This is a genomic window from Leifsonia sp. McL0607 (assembly GCF_049993355.1).
Taxonomy (GTDB): domain Bacteria; phylum Actinomycetota; class Actinomycetes; order Actinomycetales; family Microbacteriaceae; genus Leifsonia.
The window spans coordinates 2,404,571-2,419,356 of sequence record NZ_CP188253.1 but is presented as its reverse complement, the minus strand read 5'-3'; the positions used below and the strand labels follow the sequence as shown (position 1 = coordinate 2,419,356).

Annotated in this window: 16 protein-coding genes; 10 read left to right on the top strand and 6 right to left on the bottom strand. The window is 71.0% G+C overall.

Going from position 1 to position 14,786, the window contains the following annotated elements; all coding sequences use genetic code 11:
• Positions 1-15 precede the first annotated feature (15 nt).
• Complete coding sequence (gene mtrA, locus ACPPVW_RS11615) at positions 16-699, bottom strand: MtrAB system response regulator MtrA (protein ID WP_426623278.1); 684 nt, start codon at positions 697-699, stop codon at positions 16-18.
• Positions 700-902: 203 nt separating this feature from the next.
• Here mtrA and ACPPVW_RS11610 point away from each other — a divergent pair, with 203 nt between their 5' ends.
• The 5 genes from ACPPVW_RS11610 to ACPPVW_RS11590 are packed head-to-tail and all read left to right on the top strand — an operon-like array spanning position 903 to position 6,548.
• Positions 903-2,255 carry a hypothetical protein gene (locus tag ACPPVW_RS11610; protein WP_426623277.1) on the top strand — a complete coding sequence of 451 codons (1,353 nt, stop codon included), beginning with the start codon at positions 903-905 and terminating at the stop codon, positions 2,253-2,255.
• 3 nt (positions 2,256-2,258) lie between these two features.
• Positions 2,259-2,915, top strand: coding sequence for a DUF4129 domain-containing protein (locus tag ACPPVW_RS11605; RefSeq protein ID WP_426623276.1), 657 nt, complete (start codon positions 2,259-2,261; stop codon positions 2,913-2,915).
• Complete coding sequence (locus ACPPVW_RS11600) at positions 2,912-4,195, top strand: DUF4350 domain-containing protein (protein ID WP_426623275.1); 1,284 nt, start codon at positions 2,912-2,914, stop codon at positions 4,193-4,195. Before ACPPVW_RS11605 ends, ACPPVW_RS11600 begins: the two co-directional genes overlap by 4 nt.
• Positions 4,192-5,208, top strand: coding sequence for an AAA family ATPase (locus tag ACPPVW_RS11595; protein WP_426623274.1), 1,017 nt, complete (start codon positions 4,192-4,194; stop codon positions 5,206-5,208). Before ACPPVW_RS11600 ends, ACPPVW_RS11595 begins: the two co-directional genes overlap by 4 nt.
• A gap of 8 nt (positions 5,209-5,216) precedes the next feature.
• Entirely contained in the window at positions 5,217-6,548 is a 1,332-nt protein-coding gene (locus ACPPVW_RS11590) for a DUF58 domain-containing protein (RefSeq protein WP_426623273.1), read from the top strand.
• A 269-nt stretch (positions 6,549-6,817) separates the two neighbouring features.
• Here the strand turns inward: ACPPVW_RS11590 and ACPPVW_RS11585 are convergent, their stop codons facing one another.
• On the bottom strand, positions 6,818-7,813 hold the full coding sequence (locus ACPPVW_RS11585) for a stage II sporulation protein M (protein WP_426623272.1): 996 nt from the start codon (positions 7,811-7,813) through the stop codon (positions 6,818-6,820).
• Positions 7,814-7,830: 17 nt separating this feature from the next.
• On the opposite strand from ACPPVW_RS11585, the gene ACPPVW_RS11580 reads away from it, so the two are divergent.
• From ACPPVW_RS11580 to ACPPVW_RS11565, 4 genes are read left to right on the top strand one after another with little or no spacing between them, the layout of a single operon-like run.
• Entirely contained in the window at positions 7,831-8,745 is a 915-nt protein-coding gene (locus ACPPVW_RS11580; RefSeq protein ID WP_426623271.1) for an RDD family protein, read from the top strand.
• A gap of 44 nt (positions 8,746-8,789) precedes the next feature.
• Positions 8,790-9,695: a cyclase family protein gene (locus ACPPVW_RS11575; RefSeq protein ID WP_426623270.1), complete on the top strand. Its 906-nt coding sequence runs from the start codon at positions 8,790-8,792 to the stop codon at positions 9,693-9,695.
• A gap of 51 nt (positions 9,696-9,746) precedes the next feature.
• Complete coding sequence (locus tag ACPPVW_RS11570; RefSeq protein ID WP_426623269.1) at positions 9,747-10,025, top strand: type II toxin-antitoxin system Phd/YefM family antitoxin; 279 nt, start codon at positions 9,747-9,749, stop codon at positions 10,023-10,025.
• Positions 10,022-10,288 (top strand): type II toxin-antitoxin system RelE family toxin, encoded by a 267-nt coding sequence (locus ACPPVW_RS11565; RefSeq protein ID WP_426623268.1) that lies wholly within the window; start codon positions 10,022-10,024, stop codon positions 10,286-10,288. The genes ACPPVW_RS11570 and ACPPVW_RS11565 overlap by 4 nt, the downstream gene beginning before the upstream one ends.
• 3 nt (positions 10,289-10,291) lie before the next feature.
• On the opposite strand, the gene ACPPVW_RS11560 is transcribed toward ACPPVW_RS11565, so the two are convergent.
• The 4 genes from ACPPVW_RS11560 to ACPPVW_RS11545 all read right to left on the bottom strand — a co-directional run bounded on the left by ACPPVW_RS11560 (position 10,292) and on the right by ACPPVW_RS11545 (position 14,277).
• The gene (locus tag ACPPVW_RS11560; protein ID WP_426623267.1) at positions 10,292-10,843 is read right to left on the bottom strand and encodes a GNAT family N-acetyltransferase; all 552 of its coding nucleotides are present in this window, start codon (positions 10,841-10,843) and stop codon (positions 10,292-10,294) included.
• Positions 10,843-12,324: an adenosylhomocysteinase gene (ahcY, locus tag ACPPVW_RS11555; protein ID WP_426623266.1), complete on the bottom strand. Its 1,482-nt coding sequence runs from the start codon at positions 12,322-12,324 to the stop codon at positions 10,843-10,845. The genes ACPPVW_RS11560 and ahcY overlap by 1 nt, the downstream gene beginning before the upstream one ends.
• 290 nt (positions 12,325-12,614) lie before the next feature.
• Positions 12,615-14,054, bottom strand: coding sequence for a phosphomannomutase/phosphoglucomutase (locus ACPPVW_RS11550; RefSeq protein WP_426623265.1), 1,440 nt, complete (start codon positions 14,052-14,054; stop codon positions 12,615-12,617).
• A gap of 10 nt (positions 14,055-14,064) precedes the next feature.
• Positions 14,065-14,277, bottom strand: a complete 213-nt coding sequence (locus ACPPVW_RS11545) for a DUF3499 family protein (protein WP_055918289.1) — start codon at positions 14,275-14,277, stop codon at positions 14,065-14,067.
• Between the two features lie 42 nt (positions 14,278-14,319).
• Here ACPPVW_RS11545 and ACPPVW_RS11540 point away from each other — a divergent pair, with 42 nt between their 5' ends.
• Positions 14,320-14,763: a metallopeptidase family protein gene (locus ACPPVW_RS11540; protein WP_426623264.1), complete on the top strand. Its 444-nt coding sequence runs from the start codon at positions 14,320-14,322 to the stop codon at positions 14,761-14,763.
• The last annotated feature ends 23 nt before the right edge of the window (positions 14,764-14,786 follow it).

Here is a 14,786-nt window from a genome sequence, read left to right as displayed (position 1 = left end):
GCGGTCGCCTCCCAATCAGGTCGCCGCGCCGGCGCGATAACCGACCCCGCGCACGGTCATCACGATCTTCGGGTTGTCCGGGTCCTGCTCCACCTTGGCGCGCAGGCGCTGGACGTGAACGTTCACCAGCCGGGTGTCGGCCTTGTAGTGGTAGCCCCACACCTGCTCGAGGAGCATCTCGCGCGTGAACACCTGCTGCGGCTTGGAGGCCAGGGCGAGCAGGAGGTCGAACTCGAGCGGCGTGAGGGCGATGCGGGCGTCACCGCGCCGCACCTCGTGGCCGGCGACGTCGACGTGCAGGTCGCCGACCCGCAGCTGCTCGGCCGGCGGGGCGGTCGGGGCGGGACGCAGGCGCGTGCGGATGCGCGCGACGAGCTCTTTGGGGTTGAACGGCTTGACCATGTAGTCGTCGGCGCCGGACTCCAGGCCCTTGACGATGTCGGCTGTGTCGGACTTGGCTGTGAGCATGATCACCGGCGTGCCGGACTCGGCGCGGATGCGGCTGCACACCTCGATGCCGTCGAGGCCGGGGAGCATGAGGTCGAGGAGGACGAGGTCGGGCTTGGCCGCACGGAACACCTCGATCGCCTGTGCTCCGTCTTCGCAGAACACAGGGTCGAATCCCTCGGTGCGGAGCACGATGCCGATCATCTCGGCGAGCGCGGTGTCGTCGTCGACCACCAGGATGCGACTAGTCATGTCCGAAGATTCCCCTGAACCCCTCTCGGGCGGCGCCCGCCGCGGATGTAACGGGTCCAGCGTAGTCGAGGAGGCTGCGCGAGCATTGTATGCCGGCCCGATGCCCACTGTGCGCCCGCGGCGTGCCCCGTGGGCGGGGCATCGCCGGACCGGCGGATGTGCCAGCATGGGAGCACGAACCAGACGGGGATGAGAGGCACAGCGTGAGCGACGACCAGACCTGGCGGGCACCCGGCTCGTCCGACGACGCGAGAGCGGCCGACGGAACGGGACCCGACGGCGCGGTACCGCCCCCCGCTCCCCCTGCCGCTCCCCCGTCCCCGCCCTCCGGGCAGCCTCCGCAGAACGCGCAGGCTCCGCAATACGGTGAGTTCGCACCGGGCGGGTACCAGCAGCAGCAGCCCGGCTGGCAGCAGCAGCAGCCCGGCTGGCAGCAGCAGCAGCCCGGCTGGCAGCAGCCCGGCTGGCAGTACGGCGCCCCCGGCGCCCAGCCCGGCTGGGCTCCGCCGCCGAAGCCCGGACTCGTGCCACTGCGGCCGCTGGCGTTCGGCACGCTCATCGGCGCTCCGTTCCAGGCGCTGCGGCGCAACCCGAAGATCACGGTCGGCGCCGCGCTGCTCCTGCAGGGCATCCCGACGATCATCGCCTCGGTGCTCATCGCCGGCGGCGTGTTCGTGCTGGTCGACCGGATCGCCAACGCCGACGCCGCGGATCGCGATACGATCACAGCGGGCGCCATCGGCGGCACGATCGTGCTCGGCGTTCTCGCCGTCGTCATCTCGACGGTCTTCAGCACGCTGCTGCAGGGCATCGTGGTCAGCGAGGTCTCGCGCGAGACCCTCGGCGAGAAGCTGACCTTCCACGCACTCTGGCAGCTGGTCCGCGGGCGGATCGGCGCGCTCATCGGCTGGACCTTCTTCATCTTCCTGGCCGGGTTCGCGAGCGTCGCGCTCGTCGTGGCCGTGATCGTCGCCCTCGCCATGCTCGGCGGGGTCGCCGGTGTCACCGGCGCCGTCCTGGTCGGAATCGGCGGCTCGATCGGCCTGATCGTGCTGGGGGCCTGGCTCTACACCAAGCTCTCCGTCGTGCCGAGCGCACTCGTGATCGAGCGCCTCCCGCTGCGCGCGGCGATCACGCGGTCGTGGCGACTCACTACCGGCTACTTCTGGCGCACCTTCGGCGTGCTCATCCTGCTCTGGCTGATCATCTATGCGGTCACCCAGGTGATCTCGATCCCGTTCGCCCTCATCGGCGCGATGGTCGGCGGCGTCTTCGCGCCGACATCGCTGAGCACGCCGGACTCGAGCAGTTTCACCGCGGTGAGCGCGAGCCAGCTCGGCGTGAACGTGCTCTCCGCCGTGGTCGGCGCGATCGTCGGGGCGATCGGCAGCGTCGTGCAGTCGGCCGCCATCGGCCTCATCTACATCGACCTGCGGATGCGCAAAGAGGGGCTCGACCTCGAGCTCGTGCGCTTCGTGGAGGCGCGCCAGACCGGTCACGATCTGGTCGACCCCTATACCCAGCCCGCACCGACGGCGGCCTGGCCGGGCGCCTGAACCGTGCCGCTGCTCTCCGCGCTCCGGCTCGACGTGCCAGTGGACCCCTCTTCGCCGCAGGCGCAGGACTGGCTCCGCAACGAGCTCGCCAAGCCCGAGTACCAGGCGGCGAAGCCCACCTGGTTCGACGTGGCGTCCAAAGCCGTGCAGGACTGGCTGGCGTCGCTGCTCAACGGGCCGACGGGCGACGCGGGCCCCGTGCTGCTGGTCGTGGTCGTACTGATCGTCGCTGCGCTGATCGTCGTCGCGTTCCTCGTCTTCGGCCGCCCGCGGCTCAACCGCAGGGCCGCCTCGGATCGCCGTGCACTCTTCGGCGCCGACGACGCCCGCTCCGCCGACGAGCTGCGTCGGTCGGCCGCCGACGCCGCCCGGGCAGCGGACTGGCCGCTCGCGATCGAGGAGCAGTTCCGCGCGATCGCCGCCGCGCTCGACGAGCGCACCCTCGTGGAGGTCCGACCGGGGACGACCGCGACCGAGTTCACCGCCCGGGCTGCCCGCTCAGCCCCCGCCCTTGCCGTTGAGCTGCGCCAGGCCGCCCGGACGTTCGACGAGGTGCGCTACCTCGGCCGGCCGGGCTCCGAGGCCGGGTACCAGCAGCTGGTCGCCCTCGACGCGCAGCTGCAGCGTGTCCGCCCTGCTCAGGAGGCGGTGGTCGCGTGACGAGCACGCTCCCACCGAGCACGACCCAAGCGCAGGCCTCTCCGCAGACCCCGCACGACCCGGTCGCCACGGCCGTCACACCGACCGTCCGACGGACGGCCCGCCGCGCCGTCCCCTGGATCGTCCTCGGCGCCATCGCCCTGCTCGTCGCCCTCTCCGGTCTGGCCCTCGGCGCGGGGCGCGCCATCGCCGGCGACCCCCTGAGCGCCGGGAACCCGGGACCGGCCGGCAGCAAGGCGCTGGCCCAGGTGCTCGGCCAGCAGGGCGTGACCGTGAAGACGGCCGCCTCGCTCGGTGAGGTCCGCGACGCCGCCACCGACGACACGACCGTGCTCGTCTACGACCCGCAGGGCAACCTGGACCACGAGGGTTATGACCAGCTGACGTCGGTGTCGAGCACCATCGTCGTCGTGGAGCCGCGCTTCGCCGCCCTGCAGGCTCTCGCTCCGTCGGTCCACGCGGCGGGCAAGCCGGGAGGCGCCTCCTCCGCCGGCTGCGACCTCCCCGCCGCGCTGCGCGCAGCGCGCATCGACCCGCGCGCGACGGCGAACACCGTGGGCGCGTCGTCGCCCGGCATCTTCCGGGCGACCGGCGACACCACGGCCTGCTTCCCGGGCTCGGGAGGTCGCGCCTCCCTGGTCAGCACCTCCTTCGAGGGCCGCACGGTCTACCTGCTCGGCTCGGCCGCCGTGCTGATGAACGACGGGATCGACCGTCTCGGAAACGCGGCTCTCGGCCTCAATCTGCTCGGCGAGCACCGCACGCTGGTCTGGTACCTGCCCGGCCTGCTCGACCGTCCGGTCACCGGCGCGGCCGATCTCGCCTCGCTCACGCCCGGCTGGGTGACCCCCGTGTCGATCCTGCTCACCCTGGTGTTCGTGGCGGCCGCGGTCTGGCGCGGGCGTCGCTTCGGCCCGTTGGTGATCGAGCGCCTCCCGGTGGTCGTCCGCGCGGGCGAGACACGCGAGGGCCGCGCCCGCCTGTACCAACGCTCGTCCGCACGGCTCCGCGCCGCTGACGCGTTGCGCATCGGCACGATCGGCCGGCTGTGTGCCAGCGTCGGCCTCCCCCGGGTCGCCACGATCGACGAGATCGCCGAGGCCGTCGCGGCGCTCACCGGCCGTGACCGCGCCGCCGTGCTCAACCTCCTGGTGGAGGAGCACCCGCACCCGGATCGTGATCTCATCGACCTCTCCGACCGGCTGGCCGAACTCGAACACGCCACCGCAACAGCCGCCTCCCCCGACAGTTCCCGATCGACCGGAAGAATGGAAGAATGACCGACCTCACGACCGGATCCCACCTCGCCGGTGAAGAACCCGCCGACGCTCCCGCCGTCGGGTCGGACGGCCTGCGCCACGCCCTCGCCCGGGTGCGCTCCGAGGTCGGCAAGGCCGTCGTCGGACAGGACGGCGCCGTGACCGGCCTCATGATCGCGCTGCTCGCCAACGGGCACGTCCTGCTGGAGGGTGTGCCTGGCGTAGCCAAGACGCTGCTGGTGCGCTCGCTCAGCCAGGCGCTGAGCCTCTCGACCACGCGCATCCAGTTCACGCCCGACCTGATGCCGGGCGACGTCACCGGGTCGTTGGTCTACGACGGCCAGACCGGCGGGTTCGTCTTCCGCGAGGGGCCGGTGTTCACGAACATCCTGCTCGCCGACGAGATCAACCGCACGCCTCCCAAGACGCAGTCCGCGCTGCTGGAGGCGATGGAGGAGCGACAGGTCAGCGTGGACGGCGTGAGCCGCCGCCTCCCCGACCCCTTCATCGTCGCGGCCACCCAGAACCCCATCGAGTACGAGGGCACGTACACGCTGCCGGAGGCTCAGCTCGACCGCTTCCTGCTCAAGCTCACGCTCGACGTCCCGGAGCGCGAGGTCGAGGTGGAGGTCCTGCGCAGGCACGCCGCCGGCTTCAACCCGCGCGACCTGGCCGGAGCGGGCGTGACGCCCGTGCTCGACGCGCGGCAGCTGAACGACGCCCGCGCGGCAGCGGCCGGCGTCGGCGCCGACCCCGATGTGCTCGCCTACATCGTCGACCTCGCCAGGGCGACGCGCCGCAGCCCGTCGGTGCAGCTCGGCGTGAGCCCGCGGGGCACCACGGCGCTTCTCGCCGCGGCGAAAGCGTGGGCCTGGCTGTCCGGCTACGACTCGATCACGCCGGACCACGTGCAGGCCATGCTCGTCCCGGTCTGGCGGCACCGCATCCAGCTGCGTCCGGAGGCGGAGCTCGAGGGCGTGGGCGCCGACGCGATCCTGCGCTCGATCGTGCAGCAGGTCCAGGTCCCGATCTAGGCGAGCCGATGACCGTGTCCGGACGTTTCGTCGCCCTGCTGACTCTGGGCGTGATCCCCGTCGTGCTGCTCGGCGGGGAGGCAGCGCTCGCCTATGCCGCGCTGGGTGGCTGGCTGGTGGTGTGCGTCGCGCTCGGGGCGATCGATCTCGCACTGGCCGCGTCGCCGCGGCGGGTGCGGGTGAGGCGCGAGCTGCCGGCGCGCGTGCGGCTCGGAGCGGACGCGACCGCGGAGCTGTTCGTCACCAACACCGGCACCCGTACGCTTCGCGGTGTGCTGCGGGACGGGTGGGAACCGTCGGCCGGAGCGGAGCCGCCCCGCGTCGCGATCAGCATCCCACCCGGCGAGCGCCGGCGCGTCACCGTCTTGCTACGGCCCTGGCGCCGTGGCGAGCGCCACGTGGAGCAGGTCACCTTTCGGGCCTCCGGACCGCTGGGCCTCTGGGCGCGGCAGGCGACGCTCGAAGCGCCCGGGCGCATTCGCGTGCTGCCCCCGTTCACCTCCCGCAAGCACCTCCCCTCCCGCCTGGCGCGGCTGCGCGAGCTCGACGGCACCACCAGCGTGATGCTGCGCGGCCAGGGCACCGAGTTCGACTCCCTCCGCGAGTACGTCCGCGGCGACGACGTGCGCTCCATCGACTGGCGCGCGACGGCGCGGCGTCACGATCCGACGGGAGGCCGGGGCGCGCGCGTGATGGTCCGCACCTGGCGTCCGGAGCGCGACCGCCGCGTGGTGGTCGTGATCGACACCGCCCGCACCTCGGCCGCGCGCATCGCCGACGAGCCGCGCATCGACACCGCGTTCGAGGCGTCCCTGCTGCTGGCGGCGCTCGCGACCCGCGCGGGCGATCGCGTCGACCTGCTGGCCTACGACCGCGTCGTACGCGGGCGGGTGCAGGGCGCGTCGGGCGCCGAGCTGCTGTCGCGGATGGTCGATACGATGGCCGGCATCGACCCCGCGCTCATCGAGATGGACTGGTCGGCGGTCCCCTCGCAGGTGGGAACCATGACCAGTCAGCGATCGCTGGTCGTGCTGCTGACCTCCCTCGATGCGCCGAGAGGCTCCCGCGGCCTGCTGTCGGTGCTCCCGCAGCTCGCGAAGAAGCACATCGTCGTGGTCGCGAGCGTGACCGACCCCGAGACCGAGGCCGCCGCCCTGCAGCGCGGTCGCCGGGAGGACGTGTACCGCGCCGCCTCGGCCGAGCGCGCGCTGCTCGACGTCGCACGTGTGTCGGCTGCCGTCCGCCGACTCGGCGGGGAGGTCGTGACCGGCTCGCCGTCCGACCTGCCTCCCGCCCTTGCCGACCGCTACCTCGCGCTGAAGGCCGCTGGCCGGCTCTGACGGCCCGCTGCCCCGTCCCGGTGGCCGCGCGCTTCGCGCCGAAAGTGCCGAAACGCCCCCTCCTCTCCCCTCCCCCGCATGCGCGCCGAACGATCCCACACGCGACCCCCAAGCGCACATTCGCGCCGAAACGTCGAAAGAACGCGTCACGAGCGCACATTTGCGCCGAATGAGGCGTTTCGGTCAAGCGCGCATTCGCGCCGAATATCGCAAGTTGCGGGGTGAGAGCGCGCATTCGCGGCAAAAGTCGCGAAACCGCGGGGCGCGCGTCAGCCGGCGACGACCCGGCGGTCCCCTGCCTCGAACTCGGTGAGGTCGCCGGTCTCGCCGACGCGCACCGCGCGGCGCCCGACGACGAGCATATAGACGAGGAAGGCTGCGAACGCCAGGACACCGATAGCGATCTTCGCCCACACCGGGAGCGCCGACGGGGTCACGAAGCCTTCGATCAGCCCGGAGACGAAAAGGCTGATCGCGCAGCCGACGGCAACCGTGAAGAGCGCCCTGCCGTCCTCAGCGAGCGCCTGGCCCCTGGTGCGCGCTCCCGGCGCGATCCAGGCCCAGAAGATCCGCAAGCCCGCCGCAGCGGCGACAAAGACGCTGGTGAGCTCCAGGAGGCCGTGCGGCAGGATGTACGCGAACATGACGTCGCCGCGGCCGTAGGCGAACATCACGCCCGCCGCGGTGCCGACCCCGACCGCGTTCTGCACGAGCACGTAGGGCACCCAGAGCCCGGTGATGCCGAACGCGATGCACTGCGCGGCGATCCAGGCGTTGTTCGTCCAGACCTGGCCGGCGAACGACGCGGCGGGGTTGTTGGAGTAGTAGTCGACGAACTGGTGGTTCGCGTACTGCTTGAGGGCGGCGTCGTCGCCCAGGTTGCGCAGCACCTCCGGGTTGCCGGTGATCCAGAACGCGTAGAGCGTCGAGACGACGATCGTGCCGACCGCCACGGCCAGCGCGATCCAGCGGATGCGGTAGAGCGCGGCGGGCAGCTGCAGGACGAAGAATCGTGGGATCTGCGAGAACAGATTGGTGCCTGCCCCGGTGAAGCGCAGCCGCGCGGTGGCCAGCGTCACCGAGAGCCGGTCGCCGACCGCCGTGGAACCCGCGCTGGTCTGGATCGCCGACAGATCGGCAGCTCCCGACTGGTACAGGTCGATCAGTTCGTCGGCGTCACGCCCGTCGAGGCGTCGGCGCGCGGCCAGCCGGGAGAGTCTGTCCCAGTCGGCACTGCGCGCTGCCGTGTATGCGTCGAGATCCATCTGCTTGAATGATAGCCATGACGGCACCAGCGCCCATGCTCCCGAGCGGGGGAAAGCCTCGCACGGGTCAGTCGCGCGTGGGCCTGCCGGGTGGGCGCCCGCCTGCGGCCGGCCTCCCCACCGGCGACGAGCGCGAGCTCGTCACCGGCGAGGCCGTCACGCTGGACGTCAAGCCGGCCAGCTACATCCTCCGCGCGGCGGGCACGATGATCGACTGGCTGTTCTCGATGCTCATCATGCTCGGCTGCATCCTGCTCCTGGTGGCGACGGGAGGCGGTCTCGACCAGGCGCTGGTGCGCACGCTCGTCGTGCTCATCCTCGTGTTCGGGATGGTCGTGCTCCCGACAGCTATGGAGTTGCTGACCCGCGGCCGTTCGCTCGGCCGGCTGGCGGTCGGTGCCCGCATCGTGCGCGACGACGGCGGTGCGACCGGATTCCGGCGCGCGTTCATCCGCGCTCTGGTCGGTGTGCTCGAGATCTATCTGACGTTCGGCGGCATCGCCGCGCTCACCGGACTGCTCAACACCCGCTCCAAGCGCCTGGGCGACCTGCTGGCGGGCACGTATAGCCAGCTGGAGCGCGTCCCGCGGCCGCAGCCGCTCGCCCTCTCTCTGCCTCCGCAGCTGTACGGGTGGGCGCAGACGGCCGATGTCGGCCGGCTCCCCGACCGGCTGTCGCGACGGATCGCCCAGTTCGTGCGCCAGGCGCCGCAGCTGACGATCGCCGCCCGCGTCGGGCTGAGCACCGAGCTCGCGCGGGAGGCCGCACCGTACGTCTCGCCGCTGCCGCAGGTCGACGCCGAGTCGTTCCTGGTGGCCGTCGCCGTCCTCCGCCGCCAGCGCGACGCCACGGGGCTCGCTCTGGAGGCCGAGCGCCTCCACCGGCTCGAGCCGGTGCTGGGCGCCCTCCCGCACAGTTTTCCCGACCGCTGATCCGCAGCTCCGGCCACGCGGCCGGCCACACCCCAGGAGCGTCGATGACCGAGTACCGTGCCCATTTCGACGCCGTGGTGTCGTTCGTCAATGGCGGCGGGCTGACCGCCGAGGGCTTCCGGCTGGATGTGCCGTCGGCTGCTGTCGGGGAGGGCGAGCTCGCCGAGCTGTTCGTCCGGCACCTCGGGCTCGCCCTCGTGAGCGCCGTCGAGCTGCGCGACGTCCGCATCGTCGCCGAGCCGCACCGCGGGAGCCGGGGCATGGAGACGGTGGCGTCCGACGATCGCAGCGCCACCCGGATCGTCGACCTCAGCCACCCGATCCGCGCCGGCCTCGTCACCTATCCCGGCCTCCCCGAGCCCGTGATCACGCCGCACCTCACACGCGAGGCGTCGCGCGAGCGCTACGCGCCCGGCACCGAGTTCGCCATGGACGTCATCACGATGATCGGCAACACCGGCACGTATCTGGACAGCCCCTTCCACCGCTACGCCGACGGCGGTGATCTCGCGTCGCTCGACCTCGCAACCCTGGTAGGGCTGCGCGCGGAGGTGTTGCACCTGACGGACGCCGCCGAGCGCGGCATTCCCGCGTCGGTCTTCTACGACAGGGACCTCGCCGGGGCGGCGGTGCTGCTCCACACCGGGTGGGACACGCGCTTCGGGACCCCGGAGTACGCCACCGGCGCCCCCTACCTGACCGAGGCGGGCGCCGAGCACCTGGCCCGCGCCGGCGTCACGCTGGTCGGCATCGACTCGCTCAACATCGACGACACCGAGAACGACGGTTCCCGCCCGGCGCACAGCATCCTGCTGGCGCACGGAATCCACGTCGTCGAGCACCTGACCCGCCTCGGCGAGCTCCCCGCCCGCGGCGCGCGGTTCACGGCGCCGCCTCCCGCGGTCGAGGGCTTCGGCACGTTCCCGGTGCGGGCCTTCGCGGAGATTTAAGTCCGAATACAGGTCTCCGGAGCACCTTTATTCGGACTACATTGGCTCCCGATGCAAACCCTTCCCATCTCTCACGTGAAGAGCCACCTCAACGAACTCGTGGATGCGGCGGTGACGACACACGAACAGGTCACCATCACCAAGAACGGGATTCCCGCGGCCCTGATCGTGGGCATCGACGAATGGGAGGCGCTTCAGGAGACCCTCTATTGGCTCTCGCAAGAAGGGACTCTCGAGGCGGTGAGTGCGGCGCGCAGCGAGATCGCCACGGGCGACGGCCTCAGCGAGCAGCAGATTCGGAGCCGCTTTGGAACCCAGCGCACCGCGTGACGTACGAGGCCATTTTCTCGTCGCCGGCCGCACGCGATCTCGAAAGGATCCCGCCGCGGATCGTTTCAGCCGTGATCGAGTTCGTCTATGGCGATCTCTCGCGATCGCCACGCCGGTTCGGCAAGCCTCTCAGCCGCGAGTTGGAGGGACTGTACAGTGCGCGGCGCGGACCTTATCGCGTCCTCTGTGAAATCGACGACGACCAGATCCGGGTGCTCGTGGTGCGCGTCGACCATCGCGCCGACGTCTATCGCCGCCGCTGACCCTCAGTCGTGCAGGATGCGCTGGAAGAGCACGTGGTCCTGCCAACGGCCCGCGATCTTGAGGTAGTTCGGGGCGACGCCGATCCGCTCGAAACCGGTGCGCGTGAGCACCGACTGGGAGGCGTGGTTCGCCAGCAGCGTCGCCGCCTGCACACGATGCAGTCCGAAGTCGTCCCTGGCGGCCTCCAGTAGCGCCGTGAGCGCGACGGACGCCAGACCGCGACCGGTGTGGTCCCGGTCGAGCCAGTAGCCCACCATGGCGCTCTGGAATGCGCCACGCACGACGTTGCTGAGGTCTACGCCGCCGGCGACCTCGTCGCCGTCGACGATCACCAGCGGCACCGCCGTCTCGAGCGAGTGGAGGGCGAGGAGCTCGCGCGTGCGCGCCAGCTGGCCCGCCTCGGTGAAGAACTCCTCCGGCCTGGTCGGATCCCACGGCGCGAGGTGGCCGCGGTTGCGGGAGTACGCCGCCGCGAGCGCCGCGGCGTCGTCCTCACGGCGCACGCGTAGGACGAGCCCGCCGGGCAGTTCCCGGTCTGCGAATTCGAGTGCCATCAGTAGCGGTAGTGGTCGACCTTGTAGGGGCCGTCCACCGGCACGCCGAGGTAGGCGGCCTGCCTGTCGGTCAGGGTCGTCAGCTTCACTCCGAGCGCCGCGAGGTGGAGTCGCGCCACCTTCTCGTCGAGGTGCTTCGGGAGCACGTACACGCCGACCGGGTACTTCTCGGTCGAGACGTAGAGCTCGAGCTGGGCGAGCACCTGGTTGGCGAACGAGTTGCTCATCACGAAGCTCGGGTGGCCGGTGGCGTTGCCGAGGTTCATCAGACGCCCCTCGGAGAGCACCAGGACGCTGCGGCCGTTCGGGAGCCGCCACTCGTGCACCTGCGGCTTGATCTCGACCTTCTCGGCACCGGGGAGGGCCTCCAGCGAGGCCATGTCGATCTCGTTGTCGAAGTGGCCGACGTTGGCGACCACCGCGAGGTGCTTCATCGCGAGGATGTGGTCGAGGGTGACCACGTCGAGGTTGCCCGTGCCGGTGATGACGATGTCGACCTGGTCGATGACCGACTCGAGGGTGGTGACCTGGAAGCCGTCCATCGCCGCCTGAAGAGCGTTGATCGGATCGACCTCGCTGACGATCACGCGCGCGCCCTGGCCGCGGAGCGCCTCCGCCGCGCCCTTGCCCACGTCGCCGTAGCCGCAGACGAAGGCGACCTTGCCGCCGATGAGCACGTCGGTCGCGCGGTTGAGGCCGTCGGGCAGCGAGTGCCGGATGCCGTACTTGTTGTCGAACTTGCTCTTGGTGACCGAGTCGTTGACGTTGATCGCCGGGAAGAGGAGGCCGCCGCTCTTGGCGAGCTCGTAGAGGCGGTGGACCCCGGTGGTGGTCTCCTCTGTGACGCCGCAGATGCCGTCGGCGACACGCGTCCAGCGGTCGGCGGAGGTGGCGAGGGAGGCGCGCAGGGCCGCCAGGATCACGCGGTACTCGTGGCTGTCGCCCGGGGCCTCGCTCGGGACGCCGCCGGCGAGCTCGAACTCGCGACCCTTGTGGACCAGCAGCGTGGCGTCGCCGCCGTCGTCGAGGATGAGGTTCGGACCGCTCCAGTCGGCGCCGGCGACGTGCGCCTCGGTCGTCCAGTCGAAGATCTGCTGGGTGCACCACCAGTACTCTTCGAGCGTCTCGCCCTTCCAGGCGAAAACCGGGACACCGGCGGGCGCCTCAGCGGTGCCGTGCGGGCCGACGGCGATCGCGGCGGCCGCCTCGTCCTGCGTGGAGAAGATGTTGCAGCTCGCCCAGCGCACCTGCGCGCCAAGGGCTACGAGCGTCTCGATGAGCACGGCGGTCTGCACGGTCATGTGCAGCGAACCGGCGATGCGTGCGCCCTTCAGCGGCTGCGTCGGGCCGAACTCCTCACGGAGGGCCATCAGGCCGGGCATCTCGTTCTCGGCGAGCCGGATCTGGTGCCTTCCGGCCTCGGCGAGCGAGAGATCCGCGACGCGGAACGGCAGGGAGGTGTCAATGGCGGGGGATGGCATGGGCTTATTCTCGCATGCGCGCGCGGTGGAGCTCAGGAGTGTCTGATAACTCCGGGGCCCAGGCGGGGCGTGCCGCCGCTCCGTTCCTCCGGAGTCTGGCGGACTTCGCAACGAGAATCCGGAGGAACGGTCTTTCTCGCGGCGTGTCGTCGGTTATCTCCGGAGTTGCCCGCATGCCGTCCCGGGTGTCCGTAACTCCGGAACCCTCCGGAGACACGCCGGCATGGTGGCGGTTCCACCGGAGACAGGAGGCGTGTGGGCCAAGACTCCGGAATTGCTCGCAGCAGCGCTCACGCGCGGATGAGCGCCAGCACCTCGTCGCGGACGCGCGACATCGTGGCGTCGTCGGCCGCCTCCACGTTGAGGCGCAGCAGCGGTTCGGTGTTCGAGGGCCGCACCGAGAACCACCAGAACGGCTCGCTCGCGTCGGTCAGGCCGGTGATGGTGAGGCCGTCGAGCTCGTCGAGCTCGCCGCGACCGGTGAAGGCCTCGACGATCCGCGCGTAGGTCGCCGGAACGTCCTCGACGGTCGAGTTGATCTCGCCGGACTGCGAATACGGACTGTACACGGCCGTCAGTTCTGAGAGCGGTCGCTCTTGGGAGCCGAACTCGGCGAGGAGGTGCATCGCGGCCAGCATGCCGTTGTCGGCGCTCCAGAAGTCGCGGAAGTAGTAGTGCGCCGAGTGCTCGCCGCCGAAGACGGCGCCGGTCTCGCGCATCGCGTCCTTGATGAGGGAGTGGCCCACGCGCGTGCGGTACGGGGTCGCCCCTGCGGCCTCGATGGTCTCCGGCACGATGTTCGAGGTGATCAGGTTGTGGATGACCGTGATGTCGGCCCCAGGGTCGGCCTGGCGCGCGCGGGCGATCTCGCGGACGGCGACGATCGCGGCGACGGCGGAGGGCGACACCGCCGCACCCGTCTCGTCGACCACGAAGCAGCGGTCGGCGTCGCCGTCGAAGGCGAGTCCGAGATCGGCGCCCTGCTCCACGACGGCGGCCTGGAGGTCGACCAGATTGGCGGGCTCCAGCGGGTTCGCCTCGTGGTTGGGGAAGCTGCCGTCGAGCTCGAAGTACATCGGGATGATCTCGACCGGGAGTGCCGGCAGGCCTGCGGCCTCCCCGAGCACGGCCGGGACGGTGAGTCCGCCCATGCCGTTGCCGGCGTCAACGACGACGCGGATGGGCCGGATGCCGCTCAGGTCGACGAGACCGCGCAGGTAGGCCGCATAGTCGGCAAGGACGTCCTGTTCGCGGTAGCCGCCCGGCCGGTCCACGCTGACGAGGCCCTCCGCAAGGTAGACGGCGGCACGGTCGCGGATGGCCGCGAGCCCGGTGTCGAGGCTGATGCCCTGCGCGCCGGCCCGCGATAGCTTGATCCCGTTGTAGGTGGCGGGGTTGTGGCTGGCGGTGAACATCGCGGCTGCGGCGTTCAGCGCCCCCGAGGCGTAGTACGACTCGTCGGTCGAGCACAGGCCGATGGACACGACGTCGGCCCCGCGGGCCTGCGCTCCGCGGGCGAACGCCGCGGCGAACTCCGGGGACGAGGCGCGCATGTCGTGACCGACGACGACCTCGGAGCCGGCCGCGTCGATCTCGTCGACGAATCCGGCAGCGACGGCGGTGACAATCTCGGGCGTCAGTCCGCTCCCGACGAGACCGCGCACGTCGTAGGTCTTCACGACCGCAGAGAGGGCGGCGCGGAAGTCGTCGATCGAGTCAGATGTATGCACGCGGGTCACCCTACTTGATCTCACCGAAGACCTCGTGACGCACGATCTGCCAGCCCTGCGGCGCAGACAGACGCTCGGCGTGGATGGCGCAGAGATCGTACGAGTGTGGTTCATGCGAGAGGCTAAGCGGGCCGAGCACCGCCATCGAGTCCGCATACACGTAGGTCAGCGTCGACACGGCGTCGCGCGGACAGGCGACACGGGAACACGGGCGGCTCAACATCGCGCTCAGACTACCGGAGCACCACCGACGTAGGATTGCGACATGCCCCGCAATCGCCGCACCAGCAGCAACCCTCCGGCGACCAGCCGGTGGCGCAGCCGTCACGGCCGAGGCGCGCGCGGACCGGTGACCGGCCCGCATCTGCCCATGCTGCAGAACCGCATCGACTTCTTCGACATGACCGTGGCAGCGACGGCCGACTACCTCAAGGGCGTCTGGCCCGGGGAGCTCGCGAACGTGCACTTCGAGGTCGCTGCGACGCCGACGGGCAACACCGGCACCGATGGAGTGGACCGCTGGTATGTCGACCACGCCCGACGCCGGATCGTGCTGTACCGGGTGCCCATCCAGCGCCTCACCAAGCTGCACCGCGACGACGACCTGCACCGCCGCATGTACATCGAGGGATGTGTGTTCCGCGCTGTCGCCGAACTGCTCGGCAAAGATCCGTGGGACCTCGCGCCCGACCGCTTCCGGCACTTCTGAACCACGCCGCGCCCGCGCCGCCC

What these genes read in the sequence shown, in the direction of transcription:
- mtrA (WP_426623278.1), bottom strand. Translation starts at nt 699, where the DNA reads ATGACTAGTCGCATCCTGGTGGTCGACGACGACACCGCGCTCGCCGAG.
- ACPPVW_RS11595 (WP_426623274.1), top strand. Translation starts at nt 4,192, where the DNA reads ATGACCGACCTCACGACCGGATCCCACCTCGCCGGTGAAGAACCCGCC.
- ACPPVW_RS11590 (WP_426623273.1), top strand. Translation starts at nt 5,217, where the DNA reads ATGACCGTGTCCGGACGTTTCGTCGCCCTGCTGACTCTGGGCGTGATC.
- ACPPVW_RS11585 (WP_426623272.1), bottom strand. Translation starts at nt 7,813, where the DNA reads ATGGATCTCGACGCATACACGGCAGCGCGCAGTGCCGACTGGGACAGA.
- ACPPVW_RS11580 (WP_426623271.1), top strand. Translation starts at nt 7,831, where the DNA reads ATGACGGCACCAGCGCCCATGCTCCCGAGCGGGGGAAAGCCTCGCACG.
- ACPPVW_RS11575 (WP_426623270.1), top strand. Translation starts at nt 8,790, where the DNA reads ATGACCGAGTACCGTGCCCATTTCGACGCCGTGGTGTCGTTCGTCAAT.
- ACPPVW_RS11570 (WP_426623269.1), top strand. Translation starts at nt 9,747, where the DNA reads ATGCAAACCCTTCCCATCTCTCACGTGAAGAGCCACCTCAACGAACTC.
- ACPPVW_RS11560 (WP_426623267.1), bottom strand. Translation starts at nt 10,843, where the DNA reads ATGGCACTCGAATTCGCAGACCGGGAACTGCCCGGCGGGCTCGTCCTA.
- ahcY (WP_426623266.1), bottom strand. Translation starts at nt 12,324, where the DNA reads ATGCCATCCCCCGCCATTGACACCTCCCTGCCGTTCCGCGTCGCGGAT.
- ACPPVW_RS11545 (WP_055918289.1), bottom strand. Translation starts at nt 14,277, where the DNA reads ATGTTGAGCCGCCCGTGTTCCCGTGTCGCCTGTCCGCGCGACGCCGTG.
- ACPPVW_RS11540 (WP_426623264.1), top strand. Translation starts at nt 14,320, where the DNA reads ATGCCCCGCAATCGCCGCACCAGCAGCAACCCTCCGGCGACCAGCCGG.